This is a genomic window from Candidatus Didemnitutus sp. (assembly GCA_019634575.1).
In the GTDB taxonomy this organism is placed as follows: Bacteria; Verrucomicrobiota; Verrucomicrobiia; order Opitutales; family Opitutaceae; genus Didemnitutus.
The window spans coordinates 2786739-2812004 of the sequence record JAHCAY010000001.1; the positions used below are offsets into that span (position 1 = coordinate 2786739).

A 25266-nucleotide genomic window follows, 5' to 3' on the forward strand; every position below is an offset into this window, starting at 1 on the left:
GATTCAGCGGAATTCTACGACCCGGGTTTTGCCGGTGTCGGGGAGGCGGAGGGAGACGGAGTCGTTCGTGCCGCGCGACCACGCGTCGGCGGACAGGGCCTGACCGTCGACGAACACGGCGCCGGCCGTGACGCCGTGGACGACCACTTCGAACTCGCGTGCGGCGGGCTGGAACGCGCCTTCGGCGCTGAGCGTGAGCTTGCGGTTGGCAAACATGAGCGTGGTGCGGCGCAGCGCGCCTTTTTGGTAGGCGGGGGAAAGACCGTCGTCCTCGTAGAGCGAGCCGGTGGCGCCGCCTTGGGCGTCGGGATAGACGTCGAAGCGGAGCGGGTTCCACGGCTTTTCGCCGGTGTGGCTCATGGCGACCGTGGACGGGACGATCGAGCCGCCGTGCACGTAGAGCGGGAGATGATCGAGCGGCACGGCGACGACGCGGGTCTCGCCCTGTGGGAGCGAGCTAGCTCGCGACTTCTCCGAACCGGTCGCAAGCAAGCTCGCTCCCACATTTTCGGAGACCACCTGTTTGCCGGTCCAGTAATCGAACCAGATGCCGGCGGGGAAATAGATCTCGCGCTCGCGTTGCGCCGCGCGCGTGACGGGCGCGGCGAGGAGGGCGTCGCCGACCATGAACTGGTCGTCGATGGTCGCGGTGTTTTCGTCGGCTTGGAAATTCAGCACGAGCGGACGGAAGAGCGGCACGCCGGTGCGGGAGGCTTCCTCCATCGTGGTGTAGATGAAGGGCAGGAGGGCGTAGCGGAGCTTGATGAACTTCCGGGCGATGTCCTCGTAGTAGCGGCCGAAGCGCCACGGCTCCTTGTCGTAGCCGTCGATCGCGGTGTGGTTGCGGAAGAAGGGCGAGAAGGCGGCGATTTGGTAGGAACGCGCGAGGAGTTCGCCGTCGCCGCGGCCGATGAAGCCGGGGATGTCGGCGCCGATGAAGGGCTCGCCGCTGAGGCCGAGCGAGGCGAACATCGGGACGTTGAGCGAGAGCGAGGCGAAGGTGGCGTTGTTGTCGCCGGTCCACTTCACGGCGTAGCGCTGGATGCCGGCGTAGCCGGCGCGCGTGATGACGAAGGGGCGCTCGTTGGGCTTGAGGCGTTGGAGGCCTTCGTAGGTCGCGCGAGTCATGTTCAGCGCGAAGGTGTTTCTCATGCCGTTGTAGGGCGTATGCTGGCCGAGGTCGTCGAAGCGGATGTTTTCGTGGCGCTTGCCGGAGGGATCGAGGAAGTCGGCCGGCTCGTTCATGTCGGTCCAGATGCCGGCGATGCCGACGTCGGTGAGCGCGCGGTGTTGCTCGCCCCACCAGCGGCGCGCGGCTTCCTTGGTGTAGTCGACGAAGACGGCTTTGCCGGGCCAGACTTCGCCGATGTAGACGGAGCCGTCGGTTTGCTTGAGGAAGAAGTCGTTTTTCAGGCCTTCATCGTAGGGCGCGTAGCCGCCCTCGGGCTGATACTTCACGCCGGGGTCGATGATGGTGACGACGCGGATGCCTTGCTCGGCGAGGCGGCGCGTCATGGCGGCGGGGTCGGGGAAGCGCGACTTGTCCCACGTGAAGACGCGGTAGCCGTCCATGTAATGGATGTCCAAGTAGAGCACGTCGAGCGGCAGGTCGTGCGCGCGGTATTGGTCGGCGATGTGCTCAACGAGTTTGTCCGGATAGTAGCTGTAACGGCTTTGCTGGTGGCCAAGCGACCAGAGCGGCGGCAGCGGCATGCGGCCGGTGAGCTCGGTGTAGCGGCTGACGATTTTCTTCAGCGAGGGGCCGGCGAAGAAATAGTAGTTCAGCTCGCCGCCGTCGGCGGTGTAGTTGGCGGATTCCTGCGTGAGGTGGCCGAACTCGAAGGTGGAGCGCCAGGCGTTGTCGTAGAAGAGGCCGTAGGCGACGCCGGCTTCGAGGCCGACGTAGAACGGGATGCTTTGGTAGATCGGGTCGGTGCCTTCGACGTAGCCCGGGGTGTCGGAGGTCCACATGACGAACTTGCCGCGGCGGCGGTCGAGGCGGGCGGCTTTTTCGCCGAGGCCGTAGAAGTGTTCCTCGTAGCCGAGTTTCTTGGCGGTGCCGACGGCGCCGGTCTTCGGGTCGCGCGCCATCGGGCGAGCGTCGGCGTTGAGGACGCGGCCGGTGGCGGCGTCGCGGAATTCGATGAGGAGCGGGTCGCGTTGGATGACGACCTTCAGCTCGGCGGTCGCGAGCGTGACGCTCGCGCTGTCTTCGGAAAATTGAAACGGGACGGCGGGCCAGTCGGTCTTGGCGACGGCCCAGGAGTGGTCGAGTGCGGGTTTTTGTCCGGCGAAAAGGGTGCGGACGCGGACGAGGTCCGGCGCGAGGACGCTCACGGCGACGGTGGAGCCATCGGCGGCGGTGAGCGTGACGCCTTGGGCGGTGCGCGTAGTCGAGGCGACAGCCGCGATGGGCTGCAGCGCGGTGGAGTCGGCCGCCAGGATGACGGTGTGGCTGAGGAGGAGCGAGCTAGCGAGGGCGCACACGAGAAGACGCACGGCGAAACGGGGTTGAAGGGGGACGGCGGAGATGACGCGGCCACCAGCTTAGAACTGGTGGCCGCGCGAAAACAAACGGGGACTCAGGGTCCCGGGGATCAGAACTTGTAGGACGCGCCGACCGAGTAGGAAGCGCCGTATTTCTGATAGTTGATCACCTTGCGCGGGTCGTTGTTATCGTAGGTGACCAGCGGCTCGTTGTTCAGGTTGTAGGCCTGGGCGAGCAGGGTGACGTTCTTGAGCGGACCGGTCTGGAACGTGTAGCTGATCTGCGCGTCGATGGTCTTTTCCGGCTGGGCGACGGAGAAGCCGCCGTTCGGGTTGACGTCGCCGCCACGGCTCGGGGGGCCGAACGTGGTGATGTATTGGCGGTTCGAGGAGCGATATTTCTCGCTCAGGCGGGCGGAGAAGCCGTGGCGCTCGTAGTAGACCGTGAACGTGGCGACCTTGCGCGAGTAGCCGGAGATCGGCATGTCGGGACCGGTGGGGCCGAAGGGCTTGACCTTCGAATCGGTGTAGGCGCCGTTGGCCCAGATGCCGAAGCCCTTGATGTCCTTGAAGAACAATTCGCTGGGGAGCGAGACCGTGGCTTCGACGCCGCGGAGCGAGCCGCCCGTGCCGTTGACCGGCTGGGAGACGATGCCCTTGCGGAGGACGGGTTCCGGACCGGATTTCACCGGATAACCGGTGAAGTCGGCGATAGACATCTGCTCGTAGATGTAATTCGTCAGCTTCTTGTTGAAGCCGGCGATGGCGATGTAGCCCTTGTTGTCGGCGAAGTAGCGCTCGATCGAGAGGTCGATCGAGTTGGCCGCCCAAGGCTTCAGGTTGGGATTACCGCCGCCGCCGCTCCACGGGCTGTTGGTCGAGGAGGCAGCGAAGGTCGGGTCGTAGCTCCAGGTGCGGGAGGCGCGCATATCATACATGCGCGGACGGGCATACTGGCGGGCGACGCTGAAGCGGACGAGGGTGCTCTCGGCGACCTTGAAGTTGAGCGCCGCGTTCGGGGCGGCCTGGTTGTAGGTCGCGCCGGCGGAGACCGGGTTCAGGTCGTTGCCGCTGGCGGAGAAGCCCTTCGACTTTTGGTCGGTGTGGATGCCACGGACGCCGATGTTGCCGGTGACCGGGATGCCGCCCCAGTTCGTCTCGAGGTTGAACTGGACGTAGGCTTGGGAGATCTTCTCGTCGACGTCGTAGCGGTTGGCGACGATGCCGGTGTCGTTGTTGGCGGTGAAGCCGTAGATGTTGCTGTTGAGCGCGGCGAGCGGGTCGAAGGCGTAGACCTGACCGAGGCCGAGGAAGCTGAGGTCGGTCGTGCCGATCTTGGCGGGGAGCGGCAGGGTGACCTGGCTGTTCGGGCTGTTGATGTAGCCGGAGGGGCCTTCACCTTCGCGCTTGTAGCGGTCGGAGTAGAAGGCGCCGACCTCGACGTCCTTGAAGACGGCGGGAAGGGTGTGGCGCGTGGAGGCCTTGATCTGGCCGAGTTCGTCCTTCGACTTGAAGTATTTCAGGTAGCCATACATGCCGCCGCCGGGGAGCGAATCCGGGCCCCAGCCTTGCGGGTCGGAGAGCTTGAGGATGCTGCCATCGGCGTAGCTCTTGGTGGGAGTGATGGTCGGGATGCCGCCGGGGACGAGCTTGACCGTCACGGTGTCGGCCGTGGTGAACGGCGTGCCGCGCTGGCTGAGGCCGGCGTAGGTCTCGAGGTTCTGGTCGGTGCGCGAGATCTTGGAGTAACCGCCGTCGATCTCGATCGGCCAGTCGGACTTCTCGTTGATCTTGAGGTTGGCACCGATGGCGAGCGGGGAGGCGTCGCGCACGAACACGTCGTTGCGGACGATCGGCATGACGTTGGTGAGGGTGGCGTTCGTGATGAGGCCGTTGGTCACCGTGTAGCCGGGCTGGAGGGAAGCGGAGCTCCAGAAGGCCAGCGGAATTTCCATGCCGCGGAGGAGCTGCTTTTCCTGGAAGTCGGATTTGAAGAGGTCGATCTTCGCGTGGATGTGCTCGTTGGGCTTGAGCTCGACGACGAGCATCAGGCTCTTGCGGTCGAGGATCGAGTTGCGGACATAGGACTTCGTGCCGCCGAGGGCGAAGTTGCCGCTGCCGTCGGTCGGGTAGCCCCACGCCTGGAATTGCTGACCGGCCCAGGGCGTCTTCGAGTAGGTGACGCCGAGACCGATGCCGACCTTGCCGTCGGCCAGCTGGTCAATGTAGGTCATGCCGAAGCGCTCGCCCTTCGAGCTGATGCCGGGCGTGAGCTGGCCGAGCTGATTCCATTGATAGTAGCCGTTCACGTTGACCTGACGCTTGCCCTTGGAGAGGGGGTTGTAGGTCTGCATGTCGATCGTGCCGCCGATGCCGGCGCTGGTGAGGCGCGCTTCGGGGGTCTTGTAAACCGTGACGCCGTCGAAGAGCTCGGCCGGGTATTGGTCGAACTCGAGGGCGCGGTTCAGATTGGTCGAGACCTGCTCGCGACCGCCGAGCGTGCCGACGGTGAAGTCGGCGGCGAGACCGCGGAGGCTGATCTGCTGGCTGCGGCCGTTCGTGCGCTGCGCGGCGAGACCGGGCAGGCGAGTGAGGGCGTCGGCGATGGAGACGTCCGGCAGTTTGCCGAGGTCTTCCGGCGCGATCACTTCCGTGATGCTGACGGCGCTCTGCTTCTTGTCCGCAGCGGCCGCGAGCGATCCGCTGAAGCCGGCGCGAACCTTGTAGGCATCGAGAATGACGACATCGTCGTCTTTCTTCTTCTCGTCTGCCGGAGCGGCCGTCGCTTGCGCGTAGGCTGACATGGCCGTCTGCGAAAGCAGCAGGCCGGCGACCAGTCCTCGATAGAGGAACCGGCGCGATTTCTGATGGTTGTGGGTGTGCATGGTGGGGGGATAAAAGCCAACAGCAAAGAGGGTGGGGAGGGGTTAACAGCGAGCGGCGGACAGCAACCGCCTTTCTTGACCGTGCGACAAAACTCCGATTCGCCGCCGCTCGCGACTGGGTTTCGTCGCAGAAAACCGAGATGGTTCGGACAACTCTTAGATGACGACCGCCCCGGTCCTCGGCCCGCTCCACCGGAGAGAAAACGGCTATTTTCCCTCTGAAACCGCCGTTTTGATCCCGCGAGAGAGCGCGCTCCACTCCGCACCGACGCGATCAGCTCGGTCCGGTTTTCCTAAGATTTTTCCCGGCCTTGGAAGTCTTCTCGCGCCCGCGCCGTTTGACCCGCCCGCTGCCCTGCGAGACCTTGCCGCTCTCCCCATGACGTCCCACCCCTCGTTCCGTCCGTGGCGCGCCTGCGCTGCGCTGTGGTTGTTTTTGGCCGCCGTCGTCGCCCCGGCCCAGACCGTCGCTCCGATCGTCGTGCCGCGCTTCACCCATCCCGGCGCCGGCCAGACCATCTACATCCTGATGCCCGACCGCTTCGCTAACGGTTCCACCGCCAACGACACCGGCGGCATCCCCGGCGGCCCTGAAGAGCACGGCTTCGATCCGACGCGCACCGGCTACTACCAAGGCGGCGACTTCCCCGGCCTCATCGGCAAACTCGACTACATCGCCGGCCTCAACGTCACCACCGTCTGGACGACCCCTCCCTTCAAGAACAACCCCGTCCAATCCGGCAGCGCCGGCTACCACGGTTACTGGATCAACGACTTCCTCAACGTCGATCCTCACCTCGGCACCAACGCCGACTACCGCACCTTCGTCTCGCAAGCCCACGCCCGCGGCCTCCGCGTCTACCTCGACATCGTCGTCAACCACACCGGCGACGTCATCACCAACGCCGAAAACAAATTCTCCTACATCGACACGAAAACCTTCCCCACGCGCGACGCCTCCGGTCACCCCTTCGACGAGCGCGCCGTCGCCTACAACGGCCTGAACGACCCCGCCACGTTTCCGGCTCTCGACGCAAAAACCTCCTTCGCCCGCCCGCCCGTGCTCCCGCCCGGCAAGGAGCACCTCAAAAACCCCGAGTGGCTCAACGACGTCACGCTCTACCACAACCGCGGCAACTCCACCTTCGCCGGCGAGAGCGCCACGCGCGGCGACTTCGGCGGCCTCGACGATCTCTTCACCGAGCACCCGCGCGTCGTTCGCGGCTTCATCGACATCTTCGGCCACTGGCTCGAGCAAGGCGTCGACGGCTTCCGCATCGACACCATGCGCCACGTCAACGCCGCCTTCTGGCAAGCCTTTAACCCCGCAATGCGCGCCAAAGCCCGCGCCCTCGGCCGCCCCGACTTCATCCAATTCGGCGAAGTCATGCAGGCCGCCATCGACGTCTCTCACCTCGCCGAATTCTCGACGAACACCATGGCCGCCGACGCCACGACCGATTTCTCCTTCGCCGGCGCCGCCCGCAAATACATCTCCCAAGGCGCCCCCGCCGCCGGCCTCGCCGACTTCTTCGCCCGCGACGACTACTACACCGACCACGACAGCAACGTCCACTCGTCCGTCACGCTCCTCGGCAACTACGACATCGCGCGCTGGGGCTATTTCATCTCGCAGGACAACCCCGGCGCCTCGCTCGACCAACTCGCCGACCTCGCCCGCCTCGGCCACGGCCTGATGTATTTCGTCCGCGGCATGCCCGTCCTCCACTATGGCGACGAACAAGGCATGATCGGTGCCGGCGGCGACGACCAGCAGGCCCGCGAGACGATGTTCCCCTCTCACGTCCCCGCCTACGTGAATGCCAAACTCCTCGCGACGAAGCGCACCGGCGCCGACGACAAGTTCGACCCCACGCACCCCTTCTACCGCCTCTTCGCCCAACTCGGCCAACTCCGCAAAGACCACGCCGCGCTCCGCACCGGCGCGATGATCGTGCGCCCCACGGCCGAACCGTCCGTCTTCGCCTTCTCGCGCCTCGACCGCGCCGAACGCGTCGAATACCTCGCCGCCTTCAACGCCTCGCGCACCACACCGCTCACCGTCACCGTCCCCACGAGCCAGCCCGCCGGCGCAACCTTCGCCCCGCTGTTCGACTCCGCCTCGACGCCAGGCAGCCCGCGACCTCCGGGCGCGGGTTCTCCCGCCGTCACCGACCCGCGCTCGGAGATCGCGGGCTACCCGTCGACACCGCTCGCCGCCGACGCCACCGGCTCCGTGCGCCTCACGCTCGCGCCGCTCAGCTTCGCCCTCTGGCGCGCCGATCGCCCGCTGGCCGCACCCGCCACCGCGCCGACCATCGCCCTCGTCACGCCCGCCAGCGGCGCCACGCTCACCTTCACGTCGCGCGAGAGCGACGACCTCGTCTTCCCCAACCGCCGCGAAATCCGCGCCGAAGTCACCAACACCGACGGCGTCGCCGAAGTCACGTTCACGATGACCCGCGCCTCACGCCCCGGCCAAGTCGAGTTGCTCGGCACCGACGACGCGCCGCCCTACCGCGTCTTCTGGGCGCCGCCCGCCGACCTCGCGCCGGACGAGAAACTCGAATTCACCGCCACCGTGAACGACCTGCGCGGCCACGTCGCCGCCGCAAAAATCTCCGACCTCACCGTCGTGCCCGCCAAGGGCCAGCCGATCCAATTCGGCATCGCCCACGCGCAGTGCCCGACCTTCACCGCCCAACCGCCCGCGCAACTCGCCGTCGATTTCGGCGCCGAGTTGAAGCTCACCGCCGCCGCCACCGGCTCCGGCGACCTCGAATACCAGTGGTTCTGCAACGGCGAACTCATTCCCGGCGCCACCGCCGTGACCTACGTCGTCCCGCACGCCGTCACCGCGCACAGCGGCAGCTACCGCGTCGCCGTGCACAACCTCGCCGGCACCACGCTCAGCGCCGAAACGCGCGTCACCGTCGGCACCGCCCGCCTCGAACGCCGCGTCGCATTTCCGTCCCGCTTCGCCGACCCGCGCACCATCGACGTCTGGCTGCCGCCCGGCTACGACGCGAACGCCGCCGAGCGTTACCCGGTGATTTATTTTCACGACGGCCAGAATCTCTTCGACCCGCGTCTCGCCTACGGCGGCGCGACGTGGGGCATCGACGAAGCCATGCACCGCCTCATCGCCGCCGGCAAAACGCGCGGTGCCATCGTCGTCGGCCTCTGGAACAACGGCCTCACCCGCTTCCCCGAATACATGCCGCGCAAGGCCGTCACCACGCCCGATCTCGGTTTCGGCGTCGGGAACCAACGCCTGCCCGCCACGGCAATCCGCTCCGACGATTACCTGAAGTTCATCGTCGAGGAACTGAAGCCCTTCATCGACCGCACCTATCGCACGCTGCCAGACCGCGCGCACACCAGCATCGCCGGCTCCAGCATGGGCGGCCTCATCTCCGGCTACGCGCTCGCCGAATACCCGAACGTCTTCGGCGCCGCCGCGTGCGTCTCCACGCATTGGCCCGCCGGCGACGGCTGCGTGGTCGACTACTTCGCGCAACACCTGCCGCGCGCCGGCGCGCACCGCCTCTACTTCGACTACGGCACCGCGACGCTCGACGCCGCCTACGAGCCCTTCCAGCAACGCATGGACGCCGCCCTGCTCACGCTCGGCTACATCGAAGGTCGCGACTGGCTCACCAAGAAATTCTCCGGTGCCGAGCACAACGAAAAGTCCTGGTCCGCCCGCGTCGACCAGCCGCTCGAGTTCCTCCTCGCGACGCCCTAGCGCCGGCTTCCCGCCGGTTCTTTTCTCCGCCCGTCATCGCGAACCCGATACCGTCGGGCGTGGCGATCCAGCCGTCTTTCTCAGAAAATCGTGTAGATGAACGGCGCCAGCCCGCTGCCGCCGAGCACCACGAGCACGCCGGCCAGCAGCAGCACGATGATGATCGGTGTGAGCCACCACTTCTTGTTGTTCCGCGCGAAATCCCAGAACTCCCGGAAAAACCCGCGCTGTTCCTGCGCGGCTTGTTGCTCGAATTCGTTCGGGGCTTTCACGGTTCAGGATTGGCGGAAGTAGCTCGCGGCGCGCGGCGCTCCGTCCCGGCGGTGCCAGTAGGAATCAGCGCGCGATGCGTCGGTTTGCTGCATGGCGTCGTGCCGGCGCAGGCGAAGGAGAAATCCGATCGGAGTCAACACGCCGAAAAACAGCGCCGCCAGCACGACAGTGGACACGACCCAGCCAACCGGAAAAGTCACCACCATCAGCAGGACGTAGAACCGCCGCAGTCCCTCGCGCCACACCGCGCCTACCGCCGGCACCAGCGCCGCCGCGATCCAGCATGCGAGCGCCACGCCCGGCCGCTCCTCGAGCCATTGCAGCCAGCCCGCCACGCCGACGAACACCACCCACGCCACCGCGAACACCAGCAACTGGCGCGGCGCGGGCTGACGATTGATACGGACGAGAGACATGGAGCTCAGTCGATTTCGAAGTTCCTCAAATGCGCGCGCACATCCACGCGGTTCGCCGCCGGCTGCTCTTCCTTGCGCAGAATAAAATCCCCGACGACGAGCGCATCCATGTCCGTCGCCATGAAACACCGATAGGCATCCGCTGGCGTGCAGACGATCGGCTCGCTGCGCACGTTGAAGCTCGTGTTGATCATCGCCGGACAACCCGTCGCGCGGTGAAACGCCTCGAGCAGCCTCCGGAAACGCGGATGCCGCTCCGTGTCGACCGTCTGGATGCGCGCGCTGTAGTCGACGTGCGTGATGGCGGGCAAGTCCGAGCGCACCTCGTTCACGCGGGCCAAGCCCGCCGTCGCACCCGCGGGCGCGCGCCGCCGTTCCTCGCGCACCGGCGCGACGAGCAGCATGTAGGGACTCTCCACGCCGCGCGGCAGCGCGAAGTGATCCGCCGCGTGCTCCGCCAGCACCACCGGGGCGAACGGCCGGAACGACTCCCGGAATTTAATCTTCAGGTTCATCGTCGCCTGCATCTCCGCGCGCCGCGCATCGCCGAGAATACTGCGCCCACCGAGTGCGCGCGGGCCGTATTCCATGCGGCCTTGCACCCAGCCGACGACCTTGCCGTCCGCGATCAACCGCGCCGTCTCCTCGCACAGCGCCGCCTCGTCCGCTGCGTGCCGATACACCGCGCCCGCACCGCGTAACGTCGCCTCGATCTCCGCCGCCGCGAAATCCGGCCCGAGCAACGACCCGTGTTGGCTGTCACGCACACCCGGCACACGCGGCTTCTCCAGCAGCTGATGCCAGACGAACAGCGCCGCACCGAGCGCGCCGCCCGCGTCGCCCGCCGCGGGCTGGATCCAGATATTCTCGAACGGCCCCTCGCGCAGCAGCCGGCCGTTGCCCACGCAATTCAACGCCACGCCGCCTGCGAGACAGAGGTTTTTCAACCCGGTCTGCGCGTGGAGCTGCCGCGCCATGCGCAGATAAATTTCCTCGGTCACCTTCTGCACCGACGCCGCGAGATCGAACTCGCGCTCCGTCAACGGCGCTTCCGGTCGACGCGGCGGCCCGCCGAAGAGCGCGTCGAACTTCCGCGACGTCATCGTCAGCCCGGTGCAGTAGTCGAAATACTCCAGCGCGAGCCGGAACGATCCATCCGGCCGCAGCTCGACGAGTTTTTCGAGAATGAGATCCACGTAACGCGGCGTGCCGTAGGGCGCGAGGCCCATGAGCTTGTATTCGCCGCTGTTCACCTTGAAGCCGCAGAAATACGTGAACGCCGAATACAGCAGCCCGAGCGAGTGGGGGAAACGCAGTTCGTGCGTCAGCTCCACCCGGTTTCCGCGCCCAACGCCGAGACTCGCGGTCGCCCACTCGCCGACACCATCGACCGTGAGAATCGCCGCCTCGTCGAACGGCGAGGGAAAGAACGCGCTCGCCGCGTGCGCCTCGTGATGCTCCGTGAACACATAGGGACGCCGATACGCGCCGCCGAGTCCGTCGTTCATCGCGCGCGTGAGCTGCAGTTTTTCATGCAACCACACTGGCGCCGCCTGGAAGAACGATTTGAAGCCGCGCGGTGCGAACGCGAGGTAGGTCTCGAGCAACCGCTCGAACTTCAGCAGCGGCTTCTCGTAGTAAACGACGTGATCGATCTGCGCGGCTGTAAGCCCCGCGCGTCGCAGGCAGAAATCCGCCGCGTGCTGCGGGAAGCGGGCGTCGTGCTTCTTTCGCGTGAAACGCTCCTCCTGCGCCGCCGCGACGATCTCGCCGTCGATCACCAGCGCCGCTGCCGAGTCGTGGTAGAACGCGGAAATGCCGAGGATCGCCGTCATGCGCCGCGCAGCTGTTTCAGCAACTCGTCGATCGACGCGATCGTCTCCGTGTCACCCTCGATCACCGCGAGCCGCCGCGCGTCGGCGAGATGTTCGAGCCCTTCGAGCGGACGCTTCAAATCGAACAGCCGTCGCGCCAGCCGCAATTCCAACCCCGAGTTCACCGGCCCGCTGCGCTCGGCGGCGCGCAGGAAACGCACCTGCGCCTCCGCGCCGCCGCGCGCTTCCGCGAAAAGCGCAGCCCGCAGATTGTTCGCTTGGTTGCGCGACTGGTGATCGACGGCCGCGAGCGTCGCTTGCTCGGCCGTGTCGCGCTGGCCGGTCTCGAGCAGCAACGCCACGAGTTCCTCCACCGCAGCCTGCTGCCCCGGATCGCGCTCGAGGATCGCCCGCAATTCGCGCTCGGCGCCGGCGTTGTCGCGACCGTGCAGTTCGCGCGCGCGGAAGAGCCGCGCGTTGGCGTCGTTCGGTGCGAGCGCGAGCAGCTCATCGAGGTGTTGCCGGTAAGCATCGGGGCGCTTCGTGCGCGCAAACAAGTCGCCGAATGCCGGCGCCAGCGCCACCCGCTCGCGCGGCGTGCAATGCGCCGCCGTCGCGCGGAGCAGTTTCTCCGCCACGTCGTAGCGCCCAAGTCGCGCCAGCTTGATGGCCTCGTCCGCTGCGAGCGCGTAGTTGTAGGGCTGGAGTTTTTGCGCGCGTTGCGACGCCGCGAGCGCGCCGGGCAGATCGCCGAGATCGTCCGCGATTTCCTGCTCCAGTTTCGCGAGGTCGGCGCTCTCCGGATCGGCCGCGACCGCGGCCGTGATCACGCGCTTTGCCTCCTGCAGCGCCGCCGGACTGCGGCTCGCCGCCTGCGCGACCGCCAGCTCGCGCCCGAGCCGCGCCATGTCCTCGGGATAGGTGACTTGATTGGGAAACGGCGGACTCTGCACGATCGGCGCGAGGCGTTGCAGCACGTTGAAGCGCTCGCGCGCCGTATAGCCGAGCGCGGCGGCGCATGAGTTCGCGTCGAGAAATTCCTTTTTCTCCGGCGACGGCAGCAGCGCCACGGCGCCCTCCGCCATCGCGCGCGCGATGCGATAGTTGCCCTCCCAATCGAAGTGCACGTGCTCGAAGAGCAGCTCGCGACCCGCGATGGGCGCCGTGGATTCCGGATCGGAACCGAGCAGGCGCGCCGTGTCCACGAGCCGCACCTTGCCGCCCTCTGCGGCGACGGCGCGCACGATGCCGTTCAATCGCGGATCGGGCCGGAAACGCAGCGCATCCCAATGCAGCGCCTCGATAAAAAGCCTCCGCGCCTCGCCCTCATGTCCCCCCTGCTGTTCCAACGCACCGAGAAGGAACAGCGTCTCCGCATGATGCGGATCGAGCTGCCGCGCCGCCTCGAGATGCGCGCGCGCCGACGCGGCGTCACCGAGCTTCCACGCCACGCGGCCGGCGTCGAACTCGCGTTGCCAGCGCGCCAGCTCGTCACCCACGAGGTCGGCGCGATGCAGCGAGAGCAGCGGCGGGCAATCCATCAGGTTCGCGACGACCGTGGCCAACAACACCGGCGCACCGGCATCGTTCGCCACACGCACGATGTCGCGCAGGTTCTTTTCAAAGTTGCGATAGACCGTCTCGAGTCGCGGGTCGTCGCCCGCGACCGCCTGATTCACGAACATGCTCATGCCGCCCCATTCGACGGCCTTGGAGCGTGCCGCGAGTTTCGCGAACAGCGCGCCGAGCAGTTGCCCGGTGCGCGTCGATTTCACCGCCACGCTCGCGCGGATGACCCACAGCGGCGGCGAGCTCGCCAGATACGCGCAGCCCGGACCGTAGGGGCCGACGACCTCGTTGTTGCCGAGATAGACGACGAAGAGGTCGGGCGAAAACGCCGTGAAGTCCCGCGCGATCTGGTAGACAGCGTGCGAGTTGATCGCCACGACGCCGGCGTTCAGCACTTCGATGCGGCGGCCGGGATACAGCGCGCGCAGCTGGGCGCGCAACTGCGGCGCGAAGCCGAACATCGGCGCCGGCACGCCCTGCGCCGCCGACTCGCCGAGGACGACGACGCGCAATGTGTTCGCCGGTTTTTCCTGCGCGACGCGGAAGTTCAGCGGCCGCAGGTCGAAGCTCTCCGGCATGAACAGCCGCACGTAATCCGGATTCGTGCGAAACAGGCCCGGCTCGCGATCCGGAATCAGAAAACCCGTCGCGCGCCCGTAGCCCGCGACACGCAACCCGAGTTCCAATCCCGCGACGAGCAACGCCGGCAACGCCACCACCGCCAGCGCGCGAAACACCCACAGCCGCGCGCGCGTGGTTGCGGACACAGGCCGCGGCGGAGCATCGGAGCGGGGCACACTCATGGGGGAAAGGGCGCGCAGGATGCGCAGCCTCGCGCAACCGTGTCAACCGAGCCGCCGGCCCATCGCGGCCGTCTTCGCCGCACAAAACCGCGAAGCCTGCGAAAAATCTTCACTACGCATTACGTAAATTCGGCCACGCCGCCGCGCGCTTACGACGCGGGCGACCCGGACTCGCCCGCCGCGAGCTCTCGCCGCGCCTGCCCGAGCTGCGCCGCGATCCGCGCCTTCATCGTCGCGTCCCAGTGCTTCTCGTTCGCGTGGCGCTGCCGGTCTTCCAGCCAGGCGATGTGATCGCGCAACCGTTGGAGCTCCGCCGGGCCGTGCGGCTTTTTCGTGCGCAGGCGCAGCACGACGAACAGCGTCGCGGTCAACCCCGCGACGAAAAGAATGGCCATGGCTTCGGGCATCGCTGCGCACCCTGCGGACGGATGCCGCGCTTGCAAGAAACCTTGCTCGGGGCTGCCTCGCTGATTTGATGCGACCAACGTTCGGGGCCACGGACGCAAACTTGTGCTTTGGTTGTTCGTTATCGCCCTCGTGATCGGCGCTGCCATCGGCGGCGGGGCTGGAGCATTTTGGGGCCTTCTGATTGCTGGCGTTATCGTTTTGTTCGTTCGCGCGAACCGGTCCGAGGAAACGCCCCCGCCAACGTCGAGTTCGTCTCGAAGGAAAACCTCGCTGGAACCTGCACCTGTCGCGCCCGCTGCGCCTGCGGCACCCAAACGGCGTCGCGCGCGCGAACAAATGCGCTGGTTGCCGGCGAACACATCCATCGATCTCCACAGTCATACGCTGCCGTCGGGCCTGATCTACGTCCAAGGCGGCGCTTGCGACATCTTCGAACCCTCCGCGATCAACGTCGATTTGGAGGTCAGCTCCCCCAAATCCGCGCTCGGCCTCGAGCTGCCCTATTGGCCGGCTTACGCCTTCATCACGCCAGCGCAACGCGGTGCTTATCTCGAATGGCTCGCCAACGGCCGCCGCGATGCAAATCCCGCAACCCGCAACTTCGGTTATCTCTTTCTGTTCTTCTACGGTCTCGAACGCCGTGTGCTGATCGAGAAGGACTACGCACCGGAAATCGGCCATGAAATCGCCAATCTCGTCACGCTCTACGCGCCACACGGTCGCTCGAAATCGTTGCCGAGCTACTTCTGTCAGCTTCTGCATTTCTGGGCTCATCGCCAAGGCGAGTCGCGCTACGCCGAACTCTGGCCTTGGATTCTCGGACTCGAACAGGGTGTCGTCGACGAGGACGAGCTGCACCTGATCCTTGGCAATCTCGCTACCCGCGGCGAGCGCGCGCCAGCCGAAGTCGCGCGCGAAATCGCTTATCACGATCCCGACGCCGTGCGCTCGAACGTCACGACGCGGTCACCCGAAGATTTCCGCCGGATGTTCGGCGAGCGTTTCGCCGCGGAGTTTCCGCACGGGCTGGCGCTCCAACCCGGATCGCGTCCCGTCCGCATCCGTTATCGTCCGGCGAGCTCGGCGTTGCGCGATCCTGCCGATTCCGGCGAACTCGACGCGATCACGCAGTTCGCTGAGATCCCCGCTGCCGAACGCACGCGCTTGGTCGCGCTCTGGAACGAATGTTGCCGCAGCCTCCTAGGCTACATGCGCGCAAAGGCACGCGCCGTCGGCAAATCCGTCGATCTGGCCACGCTCGCCGCGCTCCCCTCCGAATTGCGTCGATCGGAGGCGGCCGGCCCCGCCGCTCAACTCGCGGAATTTCTCACCACCGCCGCCAAGGACGGCGATTTTCATTTCAGCACGGCGGCGCCGCTCTTCGCCTTTTTTGGCGAGGCTGCGCGCGACACCTACACGCTCACTCAGTCCCGAAATCTCGCCGCCGCTCTCGACACTCTCGGATGGCAGATCGAGCCCGACCCGCGGCATCACAGCGCTTCGCTCGCGGCCGAACAGGAAATCGTGCTCTTCCGTGGCGCCGACGCGTCGCTCTCGCCGGACTTTCTCGGCCATTGCGGCGCCGTGCAACTCGCGGTGTTCATCGCGGGCGCCGACGGCTCCTTCGATCTCCGCGAAAATGAGGTCATCTCGCTCCTCGTCGACCACTCCTCCGTTTCCGTTCACGAGCGTGGCCGTCTGCGCGCCTGGACCGCCCTCCTGAATCGCAACCAGGATAGCGCCCCCGCCAGCGTGACGAAAATCGCCAAAGCCGTGCCCGCAGAGAAAGCGCAAGCGGTGGCGCAGATGCTTTGCCGCATCGCTTCCGCCGACGGCATCGTCACCAAAACCGAAGACCGCGCGCTCCAACGCATCTTCAAGGCTCTCGGGCTCTCCGCGGCGCTCCAGGACGAATTCGAACGTTATCTTGCTGGATTTGGCGAGGCGCAGGTTACCACCGCCGAACCCGAAGAACCCGGCGAACCGATTCCCGGCGCGACGCCGGCAACATCGACCTTCACCATCGACCGCGAACGCCTCCGGCAGCTCACGGCCGAGACACGCGAAGTCATCCACATTCTTTCCGTCGCGATGGCCGAAGCCGAACCGACAGCCACGGCAGAGCCCTCCAACCCACCCACAGGGGTCGCGCCTGATTACCCTTCTCGCGTTCCTCCCGCAGCGCTCGTCGCGGCCGCGATCCCAGCGTGGTGCGCCACGCTCCCGCCGATGTATGCACCGCTGCTCGTCCGGCTCGTGGCACAATCCGACCCTTGGCCCCGCGCCGAATTCGACGCAGCCGCACGCGCCGCGAATGTGATGCCCGACGCCGCCTACTCCGCCATCAACGAGTGGGCCGACGACACGCTCGGCGACTTCCTCCTCGTTGGCGAAGACCCGGTGGAACTCCAACGCGAACTCCTTTCTCATGACGCACGCACTCAAAATCAAACCGCGTGAACGCGACGCCGTTCTCCAGTCGCTCCAAGCCGGCCTCGTGCCGAAGATCGGCCTGCATCTCATCCAAGTCGGCCGCAAGCAGGAGGTCTCCGCGATGCTCAAGGACCTCGAGCGCATCGAAAGCGGCGGCGCCGCGTTCCGCGTGATCGTGGGGCGCTTCGGTGCGGGCAAAAGCTTCTTTCTCACACTCACACGCAACCTCGCCCTGCAAAAGCGCCTCGTCGTCGCTTCCGCCGACATCACGATGGATCGACGGCTTCAAGCCTCGGGCGGCCAGGCACGCGCGCTCTATTCCGAACTCGTGCGCAATATCGCCACCAAGGCCAAACCGGAAGGCGGCGCGCTCCGCTCCGTTTGCGAAGGCTGGATCGTCAACGTCCAACATGCGGTCAAATCCGCCGGCGGCACCGACGAACAAGTCTCGCAAAAAATTCGTGCCGATCTCCGCGACCTCAACGACCTCGTCGGCGGCTATGCTTTCGCCGAGGTGCTCGCGAAATACTACGAAGGCTTCGCGGCCGGCAACGACGCCCTCCAGACCGCCGCGCTGCGCTGGCTCCGTGGTGAATACTCCACGAAGACCGAAGCCCGGCAGGATCTCGGCGTCCGCGAGATCGTCGACGACGAGAATTACTACGCGGTGCTGAAACTCCTCGCCGCATTCGTCCGCAAAGCCGGTTACGCCGGCCTCTACGTCTGCCTCGACGAAATGGTCGTGCTTTCTCATCGCCTGCCCAGCTCCCGCGCCCGGCAGACCAACTACGAGACGTTGCTCACCATCCTGAACGATTGCTTCCAAGGCGGCGCTGAGGGCATCGGATTTCTCCTCGCAGGCACGGACGAGTTTCTCGAAGACCGGCGCCGCGGCCTGTTCAGTTACGAAGCGCTGCGCTCGCGCTTGGCGGATAACCAATTCGCGACCGGCGGCGTCACCGATCTCGCCGGCCCCGTCATCCGTCTTCCGAGCCTGACCGCCGAGGATCTGTTCGTGCTCCTTTCAAACATCGTGAACGTCCACGCGAGCGGTGATCCCGCCCGACGTCTCGTCGGTGACGATGCGATCGAAGCCGTCCTGCACCGCGCCAACGAAGTGCTCGGCGCCGAATTCTTCAAAACCCCGCGCGATGTCGTGCGCTCATTCGTCGGCCTGATCAATCTGCTCGAACAAAACCCCGGCACCGACTGGCACGCTCTCGTGAAGGCCGATTTCATTCGCAAGCCCTCTGCGCCACTCTCCGCCGAAGAAGCCGTGGCCGCCGGGGAAGTCGCCGCCGAAATCGACAGCGACGATCTCACGGCCTTCAAGCTCTGAGCCGTGGCCGAGCCGGCCTTCCATTTGCTGAGCCCCGGCGTTCAGCAGGCGATTCACCGCCTGCGCTGGACGTCACTGCGCCCGATCCAGACCACCGCGATTCACACGCTGCTCGAATCCGAAGACGACGCGATCGTCACCGCGCCCACCGCCGGCGGCAAAACCGAGGCCGCGTTCCTGCCGATTCTCTCCCGCCTCGACGAACAACGCAGCCGCGTCGCGATCTACGTCAGCCCCTTGAAGGCGCTGATCAACGACCAATGGCGCCGGCTCGACGCGCTGTGCGCGGACCTAGAGATTCCCATTCGCCGCTGGCACGGCGACGTCTCCGTGACGGAGAAAAAGGCGTTCCGCGAACACCCGTCCGGCGTCGTGCTCATCACCCCCGAGTCGCTTGAGTCCAACTTCGTCAATTACGGCCGAGCACTGCCGCGCATCTACGCGCAAACCGCCTTTATTGTGATCGACGAACTGCACGTGTTCATCGATGGCGTGCGCGGCATGCACCTCCGCAGCCTTATCGCGCGACTTTGCGCTTCAGCCGGATGCTCGCCGCGCCTCGTCGGTCTTTCCGCCACTCTGGGCGAACCCACGCTCGCGCAACAATTCCTCCGCCCCGACGCCCCCGAGCGCGTGCGCCTCATCGCCGAAGCAGGCCGGAGCCGCGACATCCGCCTCGGCCTGCGCGCCTATCTCGAACGTCCGCGTCTTCAGGAAGGGGCAAAACTTGTCCGCCGCCTCACGCCCGCCGAAGCCGGCGTCGTTGCGCCGAACGTGATCGGCCAGGCTTGGCAATCCGCCACTCCGATTGCCGATCTCGGCCCGAGCCTCGGCCTGCCCCCGCGCGAGGCAGACACACTGCCGCGCGACGCCATCGATGACATTGCGGATGACGTCGCCGCACATTTCCAGGACGGCAAGAACCTCCTTTTCGGCAACAGCCGCCGCACGCTCGAAGAGCTGGCGGACCTCCTCCATGCGAAAGCGCGCGCCGGACAATGGCGGCACGATCCGTTTCACGTTCATCATGGATCGCTCGCCCGCAGTGTGCGCGAAGAAGTCGAGGCAACCTTGCGCGAAACCGCGGTGCCCACCACCGCGCTCTGCACGAGCACGCTCGAACTCGGTATCGATCTCGGCGATGTCCGCACCGTCGGCCAGATCGATCCACCGTGGAGCGTCGCCGCCGCGATGCAACGCCTCGGCCGCTCCGGCCGGCGCGGCGACGCCGCCCGCATGCGTTTCTACGTGCGCGACGAGACTCCCCGCGTCGATTCGAGTCTAACTGACCTGCTCTACCCGCGCCTGCTGCGCACGCTCGCGGTCGTTCGTCTGATGCTGGCTCGCTGGGTCGAAGCGCCAGCTACGGAACGCCTCCACCTCAGCACGCTCGTTCATCAAATAATGAGCGTGCTGCGCCAGACCGGCGGCGTGCCGGCCGACGCGCTCTTCGATCAACTTTGCCGGCGCGGACCGTTTCGCCGTGTGAACCAGCCGCTCTTCGTCCGCATTCTGCGCGGACTAGCGGCGCACGCCGTCATCGAGCAAGTTCCTTCCGGTGAAATCATCCTCGCTCTCCACGGCGAGCGCCTGACCGCTGAGCACGACTTCTACGCCGCCTTCGCATCGAACGAAGTGTTCACGGTTCGGCATGGCGACGAGACCGTCGGCGAAATGCCCGCCGACACCGTCCCGCCGGAGACACAGTGCTTCATCCTCAACGGCCGCCGCTGGCGCGTCGATCAAGTCAGCCCAGCCGAAAAAACGGTGTGGGTCGCACCGACCACCGAACGTGTGCCGCCGCTATTCGTCGGCGAAGGCGGCGAGATCGACAGCCGCATCTTCGCCGAGATGCGCAGCCTGCTGAACTCCGACGAACTGCCGCGCTTCGCCGACACCGCTGCGCTTCAACTCCTCGCTGCCGCCCGCCGCGCGGCCCGAGCGAGCGGCGCGTCGAATTCCGGTATCGTTCCGACCGGCAAAGTCGTCCTTTGGTATCCTTGGGTTGGCACAAAAACTTTCCGCACCCTACGACTCCTCCTCGAATGCGCCGGCCACGATTATCACTACGATGAACTTTGTCTCGCCATCGCCGCTCCGAGCGTGAGTTCGTTCCGGGAGATTATTGTCGGACTGAGCCAGGCTCATTTCTCCGCGGTCGAACTCGCCGCGCGGATGGAGGTGAAATCCTTCGACAAATACGACGAGCTCCTGCCTCCCGACGTCGTCGACGAGATGAACGCCTCCGATCGCATTGATCTGCCCGGCGCCTTCGCTGCGATTAACCACGCTGTGCGCACGTCCGCGGAGCTTTGGCGTTGAAGTCGCGCGCAATCCGTCCGGCAATCGCCCGCGATGCGCTCCGAAACTGCGCTCCCTGCCGGCAGCGAGGTGCTCCTCCTCGAGGACGACGCCGCGCTGCGCAAACGCCTCGCGGCCTACCTCCGCTCGCTCGGTTGCGAGATCGCCGAAGCCGCCGATCTCGCAAGCGCGCGCCGCCTGCTCGCGGACCTGCGCTTCGATTTCGCGCTCGTCGACCTGCACCTGCCCGACGGCGATGTGCTCGAACTTTTCCGGCGCGGCGCGTTCTCGGAAAACACCGCCGTCGTCGTGATGACCGCCTTCGGCGGCGTGCGCGAGGCGGTCGAGGCGATGCGGCTCGGCGCGAGCGATTATCTGGCCAAGCCCTTCGAGTTCGACCAGCTGCCGCTCGCGCTCCTGCGTGGCCGCCGCGGACACATCGCCGCGCGCCGCGAGGAACATCGCGAGGCGCCGGAGGAGTTCTTCTTCGGCGAGAAACTCGCCGGCCTCCGCACGCAGCTCGACTCGATTCTCGCCGCGCTCGCCCGCCTCGAACAGCGCCTGCCGCCCGTGCTCATCGAGGGCGAAACCGGCACCGGCAAGAGCCTGCTCGCCCGCTGGCTCCACGCCCACGGCCCGCGCGCCACGCAGCCCTTCGTGCGCGTGAACTGCGCGGCGCTCCCCGAGCAACTCGCCGAGTCGGAACTCTTCGGCCACGAACGCGGCGCGTTCACCGACGCGAAGAAGGGCCGCCTCGGTCTCTTCGAGGCCGCGGACGGCGGCACGCTGTTTCTCGACGAGATCGGCTCCCTCTCGCTCGCGACGCAGGCGAAGATTCTCACTGCCATCGACGACGGGAAAATCCGCCGCCTCGGCGCGACCCGCGAGACCGCCGTCGACGCGCACCTCATCGTCGCCAACAACCAGCCGCTCGACGCGCTGGTGCGCGCCGGCCAATTCCGCGAAGACCTCTACCACCGGCTCCACCTCCTGCACGTGACGCTTCCGCCGCTGCGCGAGCGCGGCAGCGACATCGTGCCACTCGCGCGCCACCTGCTCGCCCGCCTCGCCCAACGCCACCGCCGCGGCAGCACCGCGTTCTCGCCCGCCGCCGAACGCGCACTCGTCGCTCATGGCTGGCCCGGCAACCTCCGCGAGCTGTCGCACGAGATCGAACGCGCGCTCATCTTCAGCAGCGGCCCCACACTCGACCTCGCGACCCTGAGCGCCCCCGCCGAGCCAGCCGACAACGCCTCCACCGCGACGGCAACCTGGCGCAACCCCGCCTGGCGCATTCCGGAGAACGGCTTCGCGCTCGACGATGTGATCGAGTCGCTCGTGACCGACGCCCTGCGCGAGACGGACAACAACGTCTCCGCCGCCGCGCGCCGCCTCGGCGTCACCCGCGAGTTCCTCCGCTATCGCCTCGCCGCGCGCCGGCAAACGCCGCCGGCGAGTGGGGGCTGACCACCAGCGCCGCGCGCTCGGACGCCGCGCGGTTGGGTGCAGGCAACCGACGAGGGAACCGCGTCGCGCGGCTCGTTTTTCGCGAAAAAATTCCTAAGCTCATCTTCCGCAACCGCCTCGCGGCGCTTCGTCGCCGCCGGCACGTTTCCGGCAATTCTCCCCCGCATGAAATCGCTCTCCCCGCTGCCCCTTCTGCTCTCCGCGTTCGTGCTGACCGCCGGCGCCGCCGACCAAACCAGCGCTCCGGCGCCGTCGTCGTCCAACGACACCGTGCGGGAACCGACCCGCAACTACACCGACCATTCGTCGACCGTCCAATACCGCGTCGACACGAACTTCTCGAACTACCCCTACTACGGTTCGCACATCGGGTCGCCGCTCATGAACGGCTACTCGGGCACGATCCGCGTGGAGCGCCGGCGCATCTTCCTGCCGCCCGCTCTGCCCGCGCTCGGCGAGCCGTTGCGCACCGACAAGGCCGGCCACGCGCTCTCCACCTACACGCTGTCGCCCACGCTCAACAGTTACGTCTATGAAATCTTCTACGCGCCGCTCAGCGCGCTGATGTATTCCGAAGACCTCTCGCGCAAACGCCGCGAGACGCTCGACGCCTACCTCGCCGCGCGCACCGCGGCCGTGACCGCGCTCCGCGCCAAGCTCGATTCGCTCGCCGGCGCCGATCCCGACACCCGCGCCCGCGAACTCGCCGCCTTCGCCCCCACGCAGGCCGCGGCCATCGCCGCCCTCGAAAACACCGCCGAGAGCATCCGCGACAACCTCGTCAACGGCTCCCTCTTTCAATCCGGCGTCGACTGGAACAACCTCCGCGACTGGCGCCTCGGCGACGACACGCGCTGGGAAACCCAGGCCGACGAGATCAAGGTCGTCATCGGCTCGGTCTTCTTCCAGGAAGGCCTTTCCACGCCCCAGCGCCTGCTCCTGCGCGAGCTCGCGATGGAATTGTCCGACAGCCTGCGCTCGCCCGACGCCGAGATCGCGCTCAACGCGCCCGGCCCGTATCTCTACTTCTCGCCCGCCGCCGCGCGCATCCGCCTCCCGGCCAATCTCCCGCCGGAACTCGACGCCAAGATCGACGAATACCGCGCGAAGAAAACCGTCCTGAAAAACGAGCTGCGCGACGCGCTCTACCGCGGCGACCGCGCGTTCTGGGAATCCACCCGCATCAACGCCCTCAAGGCCCTCGCCGCGAAACAGGCGCCCGAATTCATCGCCGTCGAACAGCTCGCCGAGGAAATCCGCGTCGGCCTCTCCGCCTTCCCGAATCCCGCCCGCCCCGCCGCGCTCCCCGTGCCGCCCGCGCTGATGAAACGCATCGCCGCCTACATCGGCGAAAAAGCCGCGTGGCAGAAAACCATGGTCGAGAAACAAACCGCGCTCCGCGCCCAATTCCCCGACGACCGCGTCGAGTTCTCCCGCGCCGACGGCCGCCCCGCACTGCAAATCGTCGCCAGCCGCCGCTCGAAGCCCGAGCTCAAGGCCAAGCGTGAAACCGCGCAGGCGGAACTCGCCACCTTCAACGCCAACCAGCGCAAATCCTACGACGCCCTCGTGAAGGAAAAGGAACTCGTCAGCACGGAAATCCTCCAGATCGCCAGCACCCTTGCCAGCCGCGCGCCGGTCAAGAGCATCGACCAGCTCCTCGTCGAATTCGGCCACTCGCTCGGCCAGCAGGAAAACTGGCTGCGCTACGCCGACTACGAGACCGCCGTCCTGCAACCCGGACTCTCGCCCGAGCAGCGCCGCCTGCTCTTCGGCGCCGCGCTGGAGAAACTCGACCTGCCGCTCACGGAACGCTGAAAACCGTCGCCCGCCAGCTCTTCCACTCGATCACCGCCCGGCCGGCCATCGTTGCCGTCGTGGCGGTGCTCGCGTTGGCCGCCGTGTTCGCCGCGCTGCTGCTGCCGGCGCGCCGCGAACTGCGCGAGGAGATGCAGCGCACGCTGATCGAGCGCGCCGGCGCGATGCTGCACCCGATCACGCTCCAACGCTTCGACACCGGCGCCCCGGCGGGCTCGCCCACCGACGCGCTCCGCTCCGTGCTCCAGAGCGCCGAGCAACCCGGCATGCTCGCGATGGCCGTGTTCGACGGCGACGGCACGCTCGTGCAGGCCGTGCCGGCGTCGCTGCCGTTCGTCGACCTGCCGCCCGCCGATTACCTCGAGCTGACCAAACTCGAGCCGATCAGCCGCTACCACCCGGAATTCATGCTGCACACGACCTTCGGCCCCGACGACACGCCGCTGGAGAGCACACCGGTGCTCGAGGTGTTGTTGCCCTTGCACCGGGCCGGCGAGACGCAGCTGGCGGGCGTGGTCCAATGCTGGCTCGATGCCCGCGCGCTCGCGCAGGACCTCGACGCCATCGAGCGCCGCATCGCCCGCCAAACCCGCACGACGCTCGCGATCGGTCTCGCGCTCGTGGGCCTCGTGGTGGGTTTGTCCTACTGGCGGCTCGCGCGCGCCCAGCGCGAAATCACCGAGCGCAACGAGCGCCTGCTCCGCACCAACCTCGAGCTCTCGCTCGCCGCCAAGGCCTCGGTGCTCGGTCAGATCACCTCGCACCTCCTGCACGGCCTGCAGGCGCCGGTCGCGGGCCTGCGCGCCGTCATGGCCTCGCGCGGACGCGACGAAAGCAGCGACGACTGGCAGACCGCGGCCGACTACACGGCGCGCCTGCAACACATGATCCAGGAAACCGTCGCGATGCTCGGCGAGCGCGACGCGCATGTTTCCTACGACGTCAGCGCGACGGAATTCGCGGCGCTGCTCCAGGAGCGGCACCGCGCCAACGCGGCGACGCGCGGCGTGGCGCTCGCATTTTCCGCCGCGGAACATTCCGGCGTCCTGCCCAGCCATCGCGCCAATCTCCTCGCGCTCGCGACCAGCAATCTCATCGAGAACGCCATGGAAGCCAGCCCGCGCGGCGCCACTGTCGCGGTGTCGATCGGCGCGGAGCACGACGCGTGGCGCGTGCAAGTGGCCGACACCGGCCGCGGCCTGCCCGCCGCCGTGCGCGCCCGGCTGTTCGCTCCGGGGCAAACGACCAAAACCGGCGGCACCGGACTCGGGCTGGCGATCAGCCACCTCATCGCCCGCCAGATCGGCGCCGAACTCACCCTGGTCGAGACCGGCGCGCACGGGACGCGTTTCGATCTCACGGTGCCCTTGGGCATGCCGAGCGATGACGTGCGCGCGGCGATCAAACCCTGAATTTTCTCGCGGGTCTATATCCTGCCCTTCACCGGATATTTCCCTAATTTGCCGCGTAGGAGCGGGCTGGCTTGCCAAACAGGTATCTTCCGG

General features: G+C 66.9%; 14 protein-coding genes. 7 read left to right on the forward strand and 7 right to left on the reverse strand.

Translation table 11 applies throughout. From position 1 onward, the window contains the following. Positions 1 to 3: 3 nt before the first annotated feature. Complete coding sequence (locus KF715_11650) at positions 4 to 2499, reverse strand: glycoside hydrolase family 31 protein (protein MBX3737339.1); 2496 nt, start codon at positions 2497 to 2499, stop codon at positions 4 to 6. Between the two features lie 98 nt (positions 2500 to 2597). Further along, positions 2598 to 5372, reverse strand: a complete 2775-nt coding sequence (locus KF715_11655) for a TonB-dependent receptor (GenBank protein ID MBX3737340.1) — start codon at positions 5370 to 5372, stop codon at positions 2598 to 2600. Positions 5373 to 5751: 379 nt separating this feature from the next. Between KF715_11655 and KF715_11660 the strand changes: the two genes are divergently transcribed. Beyond that, the gene (locus KF715_11660) at positions 5752 to 9120 is read left to right on the forward strand and encodes a hypothetical protein (protein MBX3737341.1); all 3369 of its coding nucleotides are present in this window, start codon (positions 5752 to 5754) and stop codon (positions 9118 to 9120) included. Between the two features lie 80 nt (positions 9121 to 9200). Here KF715_11660 and KF715_11665 read toward each other — a convergent pair whose 3' ends face one another. The 5 genes from KF715_11665 to KF715_11685 form a co-directional block, all read right to left on the reverse strand. Further along, positions 9201 to 9392, reverse strand: a complete 192-nt coding sequence (locus KF715_11665; protein MBX3737342.1) for a hypothetical protein — start codon at positions 9390 to 9392, stop codon at positions 9201 to 9203. A gap of 3 nt (positions 9393 to 9395) precedes the next feature. After that, a complete protein-coding gene (locus KF715_11670) occupies positions 9396 to 9809 on the reverse strand; it encodes a hypothetical protein (GenBank protein ID MBX3737343.1) in 414 nt (137 codons plus the stop codon). A 5-nt stretch (positions 9810 to 9814) separates the two neighbouring features. After that, positions 9815 to 11644 carry a carbamoyltransferase gene (locus KF715_11675; GenBank protein MBX3737344.1) on the reverse strand — a complete coding sequence of 610 codons (1830 nt, stop codon included), beginning with the start codon at positions 11642 to 11644 and terminating at the stop codon, positions 9815 to 9817. After that, positions 11641 to 13995, reverse strand: a complete 2355-nt coding sequence (locus KF715_11680) for a hypothetical protein (protein ID MBX3737345.1) — start codon at positions 13993 to 13995, stop codon at positions 11641 to 11643. Before KF715_11680 ends, KF715_11675 begins: the two co-directional genes overlap by 4 nt. 149 nt (positions 13996 to 14144) lie before the next feature. After that, complete coding sequence (locus KF715_11685; GenBank protein ID MBX3737346.1) at positions 14145 to 14390, reverse strand: hypothetical protein; 246 nt, start codon at positions 14388 to 14390, stop codon at positions 14145 to 14147. A gap of 349 nt (positions 14391 to 14739) precedes the next feature. Between KF715_11685 and KF715_11690 the strand changes: the two genes are divergently transcribed. The 6 genes from KF715_11690 to KF715_11715 all read left to right on the forward strand — a co-directional run bounded on the left by KF715_11690 (position 14740) and on the right by KF715_11715 (position 25173). After that, positions 14740 to 16863 carry a TerB N-terminal domain-containing protein gene (locus KF715_11690; protein ID MBX3737347.1) on the forward strand — a complete coding sequence of 708 codons (2124 nt, stop codon included), beginning with the start codon at positions 14740 to 14742 and terminating at the stop codon, positions 16861 to 16863. Then, positions 16832 to 18175: an ATP-binding protein gene (locus KF715_11695; protein MBX3737348.1), complete on the forward strand. Its 1344-nt coding sequence runs from the start codon at positions 16832 to 16834 to the stop codon at positions 18173 to 18175. Before KF715_11690 ends, KF715_11695 begins: the two co-directional genes overlap by 32 nt. Before the next feature lie 3 nt (positions 18176 to 18178). Further along, on the forward strand, positions 18179 to 20497 hold the full coding sequence (locus KF715_11700; GenBank protein ID MBX3737349.1) for a DEAD/DEAH box helicase: 2319 nt from the start codon (positions 18179 to 18181) through the stop codon (positions 20495 to 20497). Between the two features lie 33 nt (positions 20498 to 20530). Continuing rightward, positions 20531 to 21943: a sigma-54-dependent Fis family transcriptional regulator gene (locus KF715_11705; protein MBX3737350.1), complete on the forward strand. Its 1413-nt coding sequence runs from the start codon at positions 20531 to 20533 to the stop codon at positions 21941 to 21943. Positions 21944 to 22108: 165 nt separating this feature from the next. Then, positions 22109 to 23761 carry a hypothetical protein gene (locus KF715_11710; GenBank protein MBX3737351.1) on the forward strand — a complete coding sequence of 551 codons (1653 nt, stop codon included), beginning with the start codon at positions 22109 to 22111 and terminating at the stop codon, positions 23759 to 23761. A 59-nt stretch (positions 23762 to 23820) separates the two neighbouring features. Beyond that, positions 23821 to 25173, forward strand: coding sequence for a sensor histidine kinase (locus KF715_11715; protein MBX3737352.1), 1353 nt, complete (start codon positions 23821 to 23823; stop codon positions 25171 to 25173). Positions 25174 to 25266: the final 93 nt, after the last annotated feature.

Excerpts from the sequence above, each read along its gene's own strand:
- KF715_11655 (MBX3737340.1), bottom strand. The coding sequence starts at position 5,372 with ATGCACACCCACAACCATCAGAAATCGCGCCGGTTCCTCTATCGAGGA.
- KF715_11660 (MBX3737341.1), top strand. The coding sequence starts at position 5,752 with ATGACGTCCCACCCCTCGTTCCGTCCGTGGCGCGCCTGCGCTGCGCTG.
- KF715_11670 (MBX3737343.1), bottom strand. The coding sequence starts at position 9,809 with ATGTCTCTCGTCCGTATCAATCGTCAGCCCGCGCCGCGCCAGTTGCTG.
- KF715_11675 (MBX3737344.1), bottom strand. The coding sequence starts at position 11,644 with ATGACGGCGATCCTCGGCATTTCCGCGTTCTACCACGACTCGGCAGCG.
- KF715_11680 (MBX3737345.1), bottom strand. The coding sequence starts at position 13,995 with ATGAGTGTGCCCCGCTCCGATGCTCCGCCGCGGCCTGTGTCCGCAACC.
- KF715_11685 (MBX3737346.1), bottom strand. The coding sequence starts at position 14,390 with ATGGCCATTCTTTTCGTCGCGGGGTTGACCGCGACGCTGTTCGTCGTG.
- KF715_11690 (MBX3737347.1), top strand. The coding sequence starts at position 14,740 with ATGCGCTGGTTGCCGGCGAACACATCCATCGATCTCCACAGTCATACG.
- KF715_11695 (MBX3737348.1), top strand. The coding sequence starts at position 16,832 with ATGACGCACGCACTCAAAATCAAACCGCGTGAACGCGACGCCGTTCTC.
- KF715_11705 (MBX3737350.1), top strand. The coding sequence starts at position 20,531 with ATGCGCTCCGAAACTGCGCTCCCTGCCGGCAGCGAGGTGCTCCTCCTC.
- KF715_11710 (MBX3737351.1), top strand. The coding sequence starts at position 22,109 with ATGAAATCGCTCTCCCCGCTGCCCCTTCTGCTCTCCGCGTTCGTGCTG.